Origin of the sequence: Paraburkholderia agricolaris, from assembly GCF_009455635.1 — a bacterium.
GTDB classification, from domain to species: domain Bacteria; phylum Pseudomonadota; class Gammaproteobacteria; order Burkholderiales; family Burkholderiaceae; genus Paraburkholderia; species Paraburkholderia agricolaris.
Genome location: NZ_QPER01000002.1, coordinates 3,479,887 through 3,493,858, shown reverse-complemented (window position 1 = coordinate 3,493,858; position 13,972 = coordinate 3,479,887). Strand labels below are relative to the sequence as shown.

Below are 13,972 nucleotides of genomic sequence, written 5' to 3'. Positions count from 1 at the left end.
CGCTACTCGTGGAGTAAGACGTGAGTTCCAAAGTCGTGATCGTCGGCGGTGGGGTGATCGGCAGCTCGATTGCGTATTTTCTGCGGCTAGCCGATCCGTCGGTCAGTGTCACGGTGATCGAACGCGATCCGACGTATGCGCGTTCGTCGTCGGCATTGTCGGCGGCATCCATTCGCCAGCAGTTCTCTACGCCGCTTTCCATCCAGATGTCGCTGTTCGGCATCGAGTTTCTGCGCTCGATCGGCGAGCGGCTCCAGATCGACGGTGCGAAACCGTCGATCGATCTGCATGAAGGCGGCTATCTGTTTCTCGCCACGGCCGCCGGCGAGGCGACGCTGCGTGAGAATCACGCGCTGCAAACGAGTTTCGGCGCCGATATCAGCCTGCTCGCTAAAGACGCGTTGCAAGCGCGCTTTCCCTGGCTCAATACCGAAGACCTCGTTGCCGGCTGTTACGGCGAAAGCGGTGAGGGCTGGTTCGACGGTTATGGCCTCGTACAGGGGCTGCGCAAGAAAGCGCAGGCGCTCGGCGCACGCTATATCGCCGCCGACGTCGTTGCGCTGCATCGCGACGGCCAGCATGTCACACGAGTTCAAACCACCAATGGCGAGGCCTACCCCTGCGACTTCGTCGTGAATGCCGCGGGCGCATGGTCGCGCAAAGTGGCGCAGATGGCGGGCATCGACCTTCCGGTGTTCGCGCGGCGCCGCAGTATTTTCAATGTCAAATCGCCCGCGCGGCTCGACCATTGTCCTTTGCTGATCGATCCGAGCGGGGTGTATTTCCGGCCCGAGGGCACTTCGTTTATTTGCGGCACGTCGCCGTCGGCAGATAACGATCCCGACGATTTGCCGCTCGATGAGGTCGACCACGCACTCTTCGACGACGTGATCTGGCCGACGCTCGCGCATCGCGTGCCGCAATTCGAAGCGCTGCGGGTGCAGAACTGCTGGTCGGGCTACTACGAATACAACGTACTCGATCAGAACGCGATCATCGGCTTCCACCCGGATGTCGATAACTGCATTTTTGCCAATGGTTTTAGCGGGCACGGCTTGCAGCAGGGCCCGGCAACCGGCCGCGGCATTAGCGAATTGATTCTGCACGGCCGCTACACGACGCTCGATCTGAGCTCGCTGAGCTTCACCCGCGTGCTCGAAAACCGCCCGATCGTGGAGAAGAACGTGGTTTAAAGGGCAGCGCCGAGAGTGTTCGAGGTGATGCGAAAAACGCAATAGGTAGTGCGTAGATATCGTTTGCCGCCCACCCGGACGATGCCCACAATCGACGCCGATCTTCCTTCAAAAAGATAAACGGCCCGTCACCATGTTCACCTTCAATCCCGCATTCGAAGCGCCAACCGGGTCGCCGATCCGCGAGTTGTTCAAGTATCTGGCACAGCCCGGCATGATTTCGTTTGCCGGCGGTTATCCGGCGAGCGATCTGTTCGATCGCGAAGGTCTCGATGCGGCCGCGGCGCGTGCGTCGCAGCAGCCTACGCTGTGCCTGCAATACGGTCCGACGGATGGCCTCGCCGTCCTCAAGGAGCAACTCGCCCATTTGATGACGCGGCGCGGTACGTCTTGCACCCCGCAGGAATTGCTCGTCACGACCGGTTCGCAGCAAGGCTTTGATCTGTTGCTGCGCGTGATGGTGGCGCCGGGCGACGTGGTGCTGGTCGAACAGCCCGCGTATCCGGCGACCTTGCAGGCGTTGAAGCTGCAAGCGGCCGACGTGGTGACCGTGCCGGTCGATCGGGACGGGCTCGATGTCGCCGCGCTCGCCGCAGTGCTCGAGGCGGGCACATTGGCGCGGCCGCCGAAGCTGCTCTACACCGTTCCGACCTTTGCGAATCCAACCGGCGCGACTTTGTCGCTCGAGCGTCGCATGGCGTTGTTGAAGCTGGCGGCGCGTCACCATTTTCTGATCGTCGAAGACGATCCCTATGGCGACCTGCGTTTCAGCGGCACGGCTTTGCCGTCGCTGCTGGCGTTGAGCGATCAGGTACCGGGTTCACGCGACTGGGTTGTGCATTTTTCGAGTCTGTCGAAAATCGTCGCACCGGGTTTGCGGGTCGGCTGGATGGTCGCGCATGCGGAAATCTTGCGCCGCTGTCTGGTCGCCAAGCAGACCGTCGATCTATGCAGCTCGCCGTGGACCCAGGCGATTGCCGCCGAATACCTTGCCAGCGGAGCGTTGGAGCGCCATTTGCCACGGATCGTCGACGCCTACGCCATGAAGTGCCGCACGCTGTGCGATGCGCTCGACCAGCATCTAGGTGGCGCCATCGCGTTTCATCGTCCTGCCGGCGGCATGTTCGTGTGGGCACGATTGACGGGTGGCCAGAATGCGTCCGACACGCTGCGGGCGTGTATCGAGCGCAACGTCATGTTCGTGCCGGGTGTTGCCTTCTATAAAGACAATATCGATCTGGCGGCACTGCGCCTGTCATTTGCAGCGCCCGGCATCGCCGAAATCGAAACCGGCGTGCAGAGAATGAAGCAGGCGCTCACACTCGTTTGATGACGGCTAAGGCGACTAACGCGGTATTGGTGGAAAAGCAGTAAGCGCAATGCCTGAAATAACCCGGTGGGCACGCGGTGCTCAGCCGGTTTTTTTATGTCAACGCTAAATCCTCGCGATTTAGCATAGACCGGTCGATCCGGTAAAGCGGCGTTATGTCACGCGCGACCGGACTCCTCCCGCTGCTCCGCTCAAGGCCGCAGGTAGATGTGCTGCGTCCTTTGTACGCCGTCAGCTTCTTTGCGTGCCGTTTTAACTCAAACGGCCGTTTCGATTGCGATGCGTCTTCTAATGGTTTAATCCCGCCGGCTCCGTATTTCCGTCAAACTCCTGAAACATGGCTGATTGTTAAATGGAGCGTGGCGCTGGTTTTTAACTATAAATATCGGTTATCATCGCTGGCCTTCGGCGAATGATTTCGATGAATTAATTCATCGGCATCCACGTTAATACCGTCGCATCGAACCAGAAAAAATCAGATGAAGATGTCGCGTAAAAAGATTGCAATCCTGGTAGCCGGTCTTCTGGTCGTGGCCGGCGTGGTCATTCAGGCGGTGTGGCGTCCATTTGCGCATCGCAAAGTCGCCGAGAACAGCGAAATCGTGCTCGATATTCATCACCCGGATGCGGTGATCGACAGCGAAGCGCTCTCGCGTTTGCCGCGCGACATTTTGCGTGTGCCGCTGTTGCACGACGTGCTGACCCAGGACTTCGTCGACTATTACGAATCGAATGACACGCGGCTGTCCACGGAAGGCGCACTGCGGCGGCTTGCATTCGAACATCAACTGGACTGGCGTGATGAACTGATCCGCCGCGTATTCGACGAACCGGCGCACGTGCTGCTATGGCGCTCGCCGGACGGCCGCCTCGGTTACTGGGTGATGTCGATACACCGCAACGGCCTGGCGAAGCTGCTGCAAGGCTTCGGCAATGTTGCCGCGAGCGATTCGCAGTTGAGCCAGGTGGCCAGGCTTTCCGGCGACGTGCCGGTCTACGCGTTGAAGCTGGCGGTGGGCCGCACGATTCTGTTCGCAACGAAAGACGACCGCCTCGTGGTGATATCCGCCCCCGGCGTGCTGCTCGACCCGAAAGGCGGCTTGCTGGGCGAGCGGGCCGACGCTGTGTCAGAGATGCTGTCGTCCGGCCGCGACGATGCGGCGAGCGCCTATCGACTCGACGCCCCCGGCGACGCGCCGAAGGGGCACCGGCTAGTGGTGTCGGCGAATTATTTGTCGTTTGGCTATCAGGCGTTTTTCTCCGGCATCGACGCGCTGCGATTCGATTTTTCGACCAACGGCAATGCCGCGGCGAACTGGCAGACTTCCGCGCTGATCGAGCCGGGCAAGTTGCCCCAGGAGTGGAATAGCGCCGACTTGTGGCGCGCGTTGCCGGCTAATCCGGCGGCGTGCACGAGCTTGCCGGCCGACTGGAAAGAGGCGTCGGGCCTGTTGGGCAAGGTGGCCGATGTCGGCGCGGAGGGGGCTGCCGCGATCGGCGATCAGCTCACCGGTCCCGCGGCCGTCTGCTGGTACGCGAAGTCCGCGCTGGTCGCACCGGTGTTCGTCGCGCGCGTGAAGACACAGGACGCGGCGAGCATCGCTGCGCTGAAGGCGTCGCTCGGCAAGACCTTTGGCGACGTGATCGGCGCATACGAGGCAAAGGCTGCCCAATCCGGTGACGCCGGTTCGGGCTATCGCCGCCTGCCGGTCACGCAGCACGACCAGGGCGCGGGCGTCACGGTGTGGCAACGGCCGGTCAGTGCGCGCTCGGGTACGGCTTTGTCCAGCAAGGCGTCGTTCGCATCGCAGTTGTCGGCGGAGCGTTATTTCCCGGTGACACTCGCTTTGGCGCACGGTTACCTGATCTTCTCCCCCGATTCACGTCTGGTCGACGACACGCTCGCCGTGCTCGACAAGCGCTATCCGGCGCTCGCGGACACGCTCGCGCCGCAACGTCTGCCGCGCACGATTCTGACGCTGACGCCTTCGTCCGCGGCTGCGTTGATCGAACGCGAAGCGGGCGCGGCGCTGCCGGCGGATCAGGAGGCGGTGTTCCGCAATGCATCGCGCACGCATCTCGTGCCGAAGCTGCATGCGCTCGCCCACTACCCGCCGGTTTCGTTGACGCTGCCGCAGAACCTGCCGGGTTCGACGGGCTGGGTTCCGGTTGAGTGGTGGTTCGATCGCGCACAGGCGGGTGCAAGTAGTGCTGCGGACGCCGGTGCGGCTGATGCGCCTGCTGATCAACCCGGCACTGAGGGCGATTGAATGCGCCGCCTTCACGTCGGTGACGTGGCATCCGCGACGGATGCATGCGTAGCGGCGCAAGCGCCCGCAGCGCATGCAATCGCGTACGTGCACGGCTCGCGGGCCGCCGCGCGCCGCACGTGGCTCGCGCGCGCTGCGTCGGCGCTCGTCATGGCGAGTCTTTCGCCCTATGCAACCGCCCTCACCACCAGCACCGCATCGCCCGACCCCGACGCGCTCTCGCCGCAGCAATCCGCCGCGTTTCGCGCCTGGTTTGCGCGTATCGTCGACCAGCAAATGCGTCGCGGCCCCACGCCGCGCTGGACTCAACGCGATTGCGCGGGGCTTGTGCGGTTTGCCGTCGGCGAAACACTCAAGCCGCATGACAGTAAATGGCTGCGCGCCAACGGCATGACCAGTCTCGCGGACGCCAGCAGCATGCCGCCCGAACTGCAACTGTCCGCATCGCAACGCGCAATCGCCAATCGCTGGACCCGGATCGACGGTTCCACCGGCGCGTACGCGTCGGCGATCGCGCTGATTCAACGCAACAGCCGGTTTGTTTCGAAGGACGTGAATCAGGCGCTGCCCGGCGACCTGCTGTTCTTCGACCAGGGCGACGACCAGCATCTGATGATCTGGCTGGATCGCTATATCGCTTATCACACAGGCACCGTTACGCCGACCGATACCGGTTTGCGCGCCGTGGCCGTCTCCGACCTGATGCAATGGAAAGATTCCCGCTGGCAGCCGCTCGACGGCAATCCGAATTTCGTTGGCGTGTTTCGTTTGGACTTTCTGACACCATGACCCGAATGCAATCCGTCACTGCGTCGCGCGCCTGGCTCGGCAACTTGCAACGTCGCGCGGGCGTTGCGCTGGTCGCGCTTTTTGCGGCCATGACACTCGTCATCGCACCGCCGGCCCATGCCGACGACGATGCTTCGAACACCGCCGCCGATACCAATATCGCCGCGAATCCGACGCTGCAATCCGCACCGTCGAGCAACTTCGCTTCGCAGAAAGTCGACGGACAACCGTTCTTCCTGCTCTCGGATGCGAGCTTCGGCAGCGATCAGTTGGCACAGGTGCGGCTTGAGGCGCCCGGCCGCGAGTTTAAGGACGCGTTGCAGGCGTACGGCGGCGCGGACATCGTCGTATATCGCGTACCGAAGCCGTTGGACTTTTTGAAGGCGCAGAAGAATCTGCATCGTCTGAACGTCGCGCCGAATTATCAGGGCGAAGGTCTGGCGAATACGCTGGCTTATCTGTGGGACCGCTGGTTCACCGAAGCACGCCGCGCCTGGCAGCGCGTGCTCTCGTTCGCGACACGCAGCAAAGTGACCCAGGCCGAGCCGCAATTCAAGCTCGGTGAGGAGACCGGCAAGCAGACACAATTCCATCAGAACTCGCAGTTCGCGCCGCTGAAAGGCTATGACATGGTCGCGCGCTTTCGCTATCCGATCTGGGACGCGAAGGTGATCGAGCCGCCGAAGGGCGTGAATCTCGAGGGCAGCAGCAGTAATTTTATTGAAGCAAGTTCGGGCAACGTAATGATTCCGGTCGGCAAGCTGCCGCCGGGGCTGTACATCGTCGAGGCGGTGATCGGCAACTATCGCGCGCATACCTTGCTGTTCGTGTCGGACACGGTCGCGGTCGTGAAAGCGGCGTCGAGCGGCATGCTGGTGTGGACCGCACGGCGCGACAACGGCAAGCCGGTGCCGAATACCGACGTGAGCTGGACCGATGGCGTCGGCGTGCTGCAAAGCGGCGCGACCGGTAACGACGGCGCGCTGGTGCTGCAACACGTGAGCCCTGAGCGCAGCTACGTGCTTGGCACCGATCCGCAAGGCGGCGTGTTCGTCTCGGAGAATTTCTATTACGACAGCGAGATCTACAACACCAAGATCTACGCGGTGACCGACCGCCCGATGTACCGGCCGGGCGACGCGGTGCATGTGAAGTTCATCGGCCGCACGTTCCAGAACGCAACGCAATCCACCGCGCCTGCCGAGGCCGATATCAAGCTCGACGTGCTCGATCCGAACGGTTCGCCGGTGGCCAGCAGCAAGACGCATTTTGCTTCCGACACGGGCGCGGACGTGTCCTTCACGCTGCCCGCCGATGCCACTGCGGGCGGCTATACGCTGCGCTTCGACTACAACGGCGATGTCTACGGCAGCGCATTTCGCGTCGCCGAATATGTGAAGCCGCATTTCGACGTCAACCTGTCGATGGATAAAGCCGACTATGCGACGGGCGAGCAACTGAAGGGCAAGATCCAGTTGCGCTATCCGGACGGCAAACCCGTGCGCGACAGCAAGGTGTCGGTCACGCTGCGGGCTCAGAAAGTGACGATCGTCGACGGTGAACTGCGCTATGCCGGATTGTTCCCGGTCAAGCTGGAACAGCAGGAACTCACAACCGATAGCGACGGCAACGCGAGCCTCACGCTGCCCGCCGCCAAAGAACCAAGCCGTTATGCGTTGACGCTGTTCGCACAGGACGGCGCGGCCTATAAGGTGCGTGTCACGCGTGAAGTGCTGATCGCGCGCGGCGCGACGCCTTATCGTCTGTCGACGGCCAAGTCGTTCTCGCAGCCGAAGGAAGCGGTCAATTTCGATCTGCAAGCGCTGGGTACGATCGATCCGTCGTCGCATGCGCCGGCCAAATGGGAATGGACGCGCCTCGAATCGCAGACACATGGCGAAGGCGCACTCAAGGGCGCAACGGCAGGCGGCAAGTTGTCGTTCCCGGTGCAATTCGATGAGCCGGGCTCGTACATGCTGTCCGTCAAGGACGACACGGGCAATCTGCTCGCGGCCACGAGCCATTGGGTGGCGGGTGATGGTCTGAAGGCGATTCCGGGCAGCGTCGAGATCGTGTTCGATCGCGACAAGTACAAGATCGGCGATACCGCCGAAGCACTGATTACCTTCCCGATGCCGGTCGACGATGCACTCCTGACGCTCGAGCGCGACAACGTCGAACACCGTGCGTTGCTGACAGCGGGCGGCGACTGGTTGCAACTGCAACGCGTGGCGCCCTCGCAATGGAAGGCGCGTATCAAGGTCGGCGAAGAATTCGCGCCGAATATGACGTTCTCGGTGTTGTACGTGCATGCCGGCGAATACGTGTTCCAGAACGCGGGCATCGTGGTCGCGCAACCGCAGATCGAACTGAACGTGAAGAGCGACAAGCCGGTGTACGGTCCGGGCGATACGGTCACGCTGAATTTCGACAGCACGCTGAACGGCAAACCGGAAGCAGCGAACCTGACGGTGAGCGTGGTCGATGAAATGGTCTACGTATTGCAGCCGGAAATCGCGCCGAATATCGTCGACTTTTTCTATCATCCGCGGCGTAACAACGTGCGGACCTCGTCGAGCCTGTCGTTCATTACGTACGACCTTGCACGCTCGCCGTTGAAGGGCGCGCCGGGTGGCCCGCAACGCGCGAACTACAACGAGCGCGGCGTGAAGGTGCTCGAACGGCCGCGTCGTGACGATCAGGACACGGCAGCGTGGGAAGGCACGCTGAAGACCGACGCGAACGGTCATGCCAGCATGACGTTCAAGATGCCGGACTCGCTGGCCCGCTGGCGCGTTACCGTGCGCGCGGCGGCGCCGGACGGCATGGTCGGCCAACGCACCGCTTACGTGCGTTCGGATAAGGCGCTGTATCTCAAGTGGAGCGGACCGTCGCATTTCCGCGTCAACGATCAGCCGGCCATCGACATGATCGCCTTCAATCAGACCGACGCGGATGTGGACGCCGAGTGGGTGGTCAACGGCGGCGGACTCTCGTTGAACCAGAAGGTCACGCTTAAGCGCGGCGCCAACTATCTGCGTCTGCCTACAGGGGCGTTGAAGGCCGGTTTGGTTGACGCGAGCTTGCGCCGTGCCGGTAAAGATGTAGATCGCTTGCAGACCACTATCGTGCTCGATGCGAGCGGCTGGCTCGATCTGCATCAGAACACGGTGGCGCTCGACGGTTCGAACAAGCCGCTCAATTTGCCGCCGGATGCACAGGACGTCAGCGTGCGTTTCATCGGCAGTGCAGCGAGCCAGTTCGCGCGCGTCGCCGACGATCTGATCAACTATCCGTACGGTTGCGCCGAGCAGACCTCGAGCCGCCTGATTCCTTTGGCGCTTGCTCACGATGCGATTGGCCGTGGCGACAATGCAAGTTCGACGCAGGGGCTCGAAGCGCTATTGCGCAATCAGCGTCAACGTCTGGCGATGCTGGCGGGTGTCGGCGGCACGTTCGGCTGGTGGGGCGATACGACCGGCGGCAGTTCGCTGATTACCGCTTACGCGTACTACGCGGACTGGCTCGCGAGCCGCAGCCTCGGCATTACGCTGCCTGCCGACAACTGGCAGCACGCGATGGACGTCTATCGCGACGCCGGCGCCAAAGAGCCGCTGTTGCATCGCGCGCTGGCGCTGTGGTTCATGCAGCAGATGGGCCTGCCGGTCGCCACGCCGGTTTCGGGCGTCGCGGCGGATTTGACGAGCGATGCAGCGGCCACCGGCAAAGCTCCGTTGGCTAACGTCGCCTATGGCGCGTCGGACAGCATCGTGTTCGCCCAGGCCGATTCGCCGCGCGGCAAGCAGATGGCGACGCTGCTGATCGCCAACCTGGCGCGCAGTTCGAATGCTCAACTGCCCGATGGCTTCGATGCCGCGGCGAGTGCTGCGCGTACGGCTCTCGCTAACGATCCTGCGCCGCTCGTGCAGAGCCTGCTTTACATGACCGGCGGCGACGGCGGCGCGGCGATCGATGCATCGGCCTTGCTCGCGAAGAGCAGCGCCGATTACCCGACGCTCGATCGCGCGTTGACCTTGCTGTGGGTGCGTAAAGCGCTCGGCGGCGACACGGCGCCGGCTTCACTGTCGTCGCTGCAAGGCGCGGGCTGGACACGCGCTGTGACGTCGACCGGCACGCCCCTCTGGAAGTGGAATGGCGCGGCACTGCCTACCGCGCTCGATGCGGGCGGCGCGCGCACCGATGTGAACGCACTGGTTTCGTTCCGCAGCCATGCGAGCGAGGACAGTCGCCTGAACATCACGGTCGAACGCCGTTTCTACAAGCTCGAACCGCTCGAAGTGAAGGTCGATCCGAAGAAGGGAGACGCCGGGAGTCAAATGGGCCGCTCGGCATTTACCGCGCGTCTGGTGAAGTCAGGCGATGCGATCGACAGCAATGCGCTGTACGTCGACGAAGTCACGCTCACGCCGCGTTCGGGCAACGCTTACCACTACGGTCTGCTCGACGTGCCGCTGCCGCCGGGTGGCGATGTCGAGGCGACAAGCTGGGGCGTGTCGATCGACGGATTGCCGGGCGCAAAGGACGGCGCAAGCGGTCCACAGCCGTTCGCGCGTGCTGCGTCGTACGAGATGGGTGAGCTCGCGTATCACCAGCCGGTGCCCTTGCTCGATCGTCCGGTGACGCTGCGGCAACTGGTTCGCTTCGCCTTGCCGGGCACGTTCGCGTTGCCGCCGGCTCGCTACTTCCGCATGTATCAGCCGGACGCCAAGGCGTTCGAAGGCGGCAAGAGCGATCGCGTGACAAGCCTGCGTATTCAGTAAGCGAAACCGCCATGTTCTCCGCTCTTTGGCATTCGCGCGATCGTCTGGCAGTTACGCTGCGGGTTGCGTTCGTGGTGGGAGCGGGGTGCGTTTTTAGTGGTGCGAGTGCGAGTGCGGCTGCGGCGAGTACATTGCCGAGCGCATCGCCGACCGTCTCCGCTGAGCAAATGCTGCGCTTTGCCTGGTTGCGCGACGGTCAATCGCAGCTTTGGCAATTCAACGCCGCTGCCGCCACGACTGCCGCCGCGGACGGTCTCACGCCGCAGTCCGCACGTCCGTTGCCGGCGACGCTGGAAACGCCGCTTGGCAGCGTGTGGAAGCTGTTCGTCTATGGTTATCTGGTCGATCGCAATATCGCCACGCCGGACTACGTCTGCAACGGCGGCGATCCTGAAGAAGTGTACTGCTGCATGACAGGCGGTCACGTCGACCGTGAACATGCACTGGTGCAATCGTGCGGACGTTTTTTCGAACCCGCGCGCCTGCAACTCGATTCGGCCGATTGGCGCAAGTACTGGACGGCCGCGCATGCACCCGTCTGGCTGCGCGACCTCCACGCGATGACCCCCACCCGTCGCGTGCCGGTGACCGAGCTGCTCGCCGCATTGCAGGCGATGCCGGCAAGGTCACGCGAAGCGGCGTCGAGCACGCTGGTGTCGGTGCTGACGAGTGGGCGCGGTGAGGGCACCGTGTCGCTCTACGGCAGCGTGTTGCGCGCCAAGACCTGGACCATGCCGGACCCGGCGCGGCCCGGTGCTTCGATCGGCGGTGCGGCAGGCTGGCTCGCCGATGGCACGCCGGTGTGGCTGGGCGGCGCCGGCGGTAGCGCACGGGTGCTGGCGGCCGCTGCGCCGCGCATCGCGCCGTTGTTCACGCAAATCACCGTGCCCGACGACAACGCGTGCGTGCTGGTCGACTTCTTCAGCCGTTATCCGATTCGTGAGGTGCTCGGCGATAAAGGGCCGGCGGCGGTGCCCGAGGGTCCGTTGCGCGGCGATTTCCGGGTCGGCTTCGTCAACGGCAACTGGGCGCGGGTGGAAAGCCAGGGCGAACTGCGGCTGGATCGCGACGCTGCCGGTGCGCCGCAGATAGTGGGCCGCTTCGGCATGAACGACTACGTCGCGCGGGTGGTCGAGCGGGAAGGCGACACGAGCCAGCCGGAAGCGGCGAAGGCTTTGGCGGTGGCGGCGCGCTCCTACGTCGTGCAACATGGCAATCACGACCACGGCTGCTTTCGTATCGACGACAGCAGTAGCACGCAGCGCGTCCTGCCGCGCGTGCCGACCGCTGCGGCGCGCCGTGCAGCCGATCTGACCGACGCGCTGGTGCTCACCGGCGTGCCGGTTCAGTATCACCACGACAAGGCCGCCCCCGGTCAGATGAGCTGGCTTGCCGCGAAGGCGTCCGCGCAAACCGGTCTCACTTTCGACGCGATTTTGTCGCGCACCTGGCCGCAAGCAACCTTGACGTCGTTCGAGAGTCCGCTGTCCGGTGATTGCATCCAGGTGGCGGGGGCCCAGCAATGGTTGCAGCGCAACGCGCCGTTGTGGGCACGGCGCATGGACGGCGCAGCCGGTTACGAGACCCCCGATCTGCCCGCGGTGTGCGAGGTGCGCGAAGGACGGCCCTATGCGGACGCGCAGCGCAATCGCGTGTACGTATATCGTCTGCAGACCGAAGAGGACCGTATCGCGCTGACGCATGAATATATTCACCTCGCGTTCCAGCATCATCCGCGCGGCCTCGATGAAGCGTTTGTCGAACGTACCGCTCGCACGCTGATCCGTACGGACAATCCCATCCAATGAATACCCTCTCGCGCTCGCTTTCCGCTATGTTCCGCGCGCTTCCTGTGACGCGCCACGTTCGAATTCCCGCGACCGTTGCCTTGGCGTTTCTCACGCGGGGCGTTCGAGTTCGCGTGGCTGTCACCTCATCACATCTTGTGCGCGGTGTTCGAGTTCACATGGCAGTTGCGGTGGCCTCGGCTGTGCTGGCGGCGAGTATGACGACGAATGTGCAAGCCGCCGGCGCGGACGGTAATGGCGGTGCGCTCGCCGATCTGACCGGCGCATTCGGTGGTTGGCGCCACAGCGGGTTGACGAACGAAGGCGAGCACTTCGTGGCGGCCTATCCCCGTCCGCCGGTCGACCGTGGTGCGCAACGCTATCGCACGCTGATCGAAGGGCGCCTGAAGCACATCGACAAACACGCGCGTAAGCCGCCCACATTGGTCGTCAACGGCAATCCGACGCCGCTCTATACCGACGACGAAGGCGCGTTCGCGCGCCCGTGGGCATTCGGGGCGGGTTCGAACAGCATCGAATTGATTTCCGCCGACGGCAAACAGCACCAGCGCATGCAGTTCTACGAAGCCGATCACAGCAAGCCGCAGGCGAAATTGCGCGCGATCGTCACGTGGGATGACCCGAAAGCGCAGGTGGATTTGCACGTGATCACACCCGGCGGCCTGCATGCGTTCTTCGCCAATCCCACGCTCGAAGACGGCAGCGGCTTCGACGTCGATTCGGTGGACGGTGCGGGGCCGGGCATATTTTCATCGGCGGCGCCCGAGCATGGTACGTGGCTGTTCTTTCTGAACTACTGGGGCAATTTCGATTCGACCGGCTACAACTTCGACGCCGCCGCGCACGAGCGCGACGTGATTACCGCGACGTTGACGCTGGTTTTCAATGAAAACACGCCGAACGAGCGGCGTGAAACAATGGTCGTGCCGCTGCGCAAGATCGGCGACCTGCTGCTCGTGAAAAGCGAGCGACTCTGAGGGTGGGATGGGAGCAGTGACGATGAAGGTCAAGACAACGGGTTGGGCGATGGCTGGCCGGATGATGCTTGTCGTCGCCTGTTTGCAGGTTGCGACGGTAGCGCACGCGAGCGATATCGACTTCGGCGCGCCGTTGAACGGCTGGCGCAACACGAGCGGCGACACCCAGCGCTATACGCAGGACGTGCACTATCCGGCAGTGACGGTGACGACGCCGGAAGGCCAGTCGAAGTTCGCACTGATCGAAGGGCAGATCCGTAACACGCCGAAGAAGAAAGGCACCACGGTGGGCACGTTGGTGGTCGACGGTACGCCGTTGCCGCAGCGTATCGAGGAAGACGGCAAGTTCTCGCGGCCTTACGCGTTTCCGTCCGGCAGCAATGGCGTTGAACTGCGGGCACCGGATGGTTCACGCAAGCGCGTGCAGTTTTACGACGCGTACAGCGGTAAAACCCAACCGAAATTGCGCGTGGTGCTCGCATGGGACACCGATGGCACCGATCTTGACTTGCATGTGGTCTCGCCGGACGGCGTGCACACCTGGTACGGCGACCGTGTCGCGCCGAATGGCGGCTCGCTCGACGTGGACGTGACGACCGGCTATGGGCCGGAGATCTACTCGTCGGCGGCGCCGTTGAAGGGGACCTATCTGGTCTACGTGAATTACTTCGGCAATGGGAATAGCGGCAGCGATATGACCGTCGCGCAGGTGACGATCATCACGAACGAGAATACGCCAAATGAGAAGAGCGAAACGATTCGGGTGCCGATGCGCAAGCCAGGCGAGCTGACGCTGGTGAAGACGTTTGTGATGCCCTAGGAGA

The 13,972-nt window shown here is 63.1% G+C and carries 9 protein-coding genes; all 9 read left to right on the top strand.

Translation table 11 applies throughout. The features are described from left to right. The first annotated feature begins 20 nt into the window (after positions 1-20). The 9 genes from GH665_RS36865 to GH665_RS36825 all read left to right on the top strand — a co-directional run bounded on the left by GH665_RS36865 (position 21) and on the right by GH665_RS36825 (position 13,968). The gene (locus GH665_RS36865; protein WP_153141932.1) at positions 21-1,193 is read left to right on the top strand and encodes an NAD(P)/FAD-dependent oxidoreductase; all 1,173 of its coding nucleotides are present in this window, start codon (positions 21-23) and stop codon (positions 1,191-1,193) included. A gap of 133 nt (positions 1,194-1,326) precedes the next feature. Then, positions 1,327-2,523, top strand: a complete 1,197-nt coding sequence (locus GH665_RS36860; protein WP_153141931.1) for an aminotransferase-like domain-containing protein — start codon at positions 1,327-1,329, stop codon at positions 2,521-2,523. 155 nt (positions 2,524-2,678) lie between these two features. After that, a complete protein-coding gene (locus GH665_RS36855; protein ID WP_153141930.1) occupies positions 2,679-2,939 on the top strand; it encodes a hypothetical protein in 261 nt (86 codons plus the stop codon). A 63-nt stretch (positions 2,940-3,002) separates the two neighbouring features. After that, complete coding sequence (locus GH665_RS36850; RefSeq protein WP_153141929.1) at positions 3,003-4,793, top strand: DUF2138 domain-containing protein; 1,791 nt, start codon at positions 3,003-3,005, stop codon at positions 4,791-4,793. Further along, positions 4,794-5,582 carry a DUF1175 domain-containing protein gene (locus tag GH665_RS36845; RefSeq protein WP_246216499.1) on the top strand — a complete coding sequence of 263 codons (789 nt, stop codon included), beginning with the start codon at positions 4,794-4,796 and terminating at the stop codon, positions 5,580-5,582. Further along, positions 5,579-10,363, top strand: a complete 4,785-nt coding sequence (locus tag GH665_RS36840) for an alpha-2-macroglobulin family protein (RefSeq protein ID WP_153141928.1) — start codon at positions 5,579-5,581, stop codon at positions 10,361-10,363. The genes GH665_RS36845 and GH665_RS36840 overlap by 4 nt, the downstream gene beginning before the upstream one ends. A gap of 11 nt (positions 10,364-10,374) precedes the next feature. Continuing rightward, entirely contained in the window at positions 10,375-12,171 is a 1,797-nt protein-coding gene (locus GH665_RS36835) for a DUF2300 domain-containing protein (protein ID WP_153141927.1), read from the top strand. Positions 12,172-12,368: 197 nt separating this feature from the next. After that, a complete protein-coding gene (locus tag GH665_RS36830; RefSeq protein ID WP_153142485.1) occupies positions 12,369-13,148 on the top strand; it encodes a YfaP family protein in 780 nt (259 codons plus the stop codon). Between the two features lie 22 nt (positions 13,149-13,170). After that, on the top strand, positions 13,171-13,968 hold the full coding sequence (locus GH665_RS36825) for a YfaP family protein (RefSeq protein WP_153141926.1): 798 nt from the start codon (positions 13,171-13,173) through the stop codon (positions 13,966-13,968). Positions 13,969-13,972: the final 4 nt, after the last annotated feature.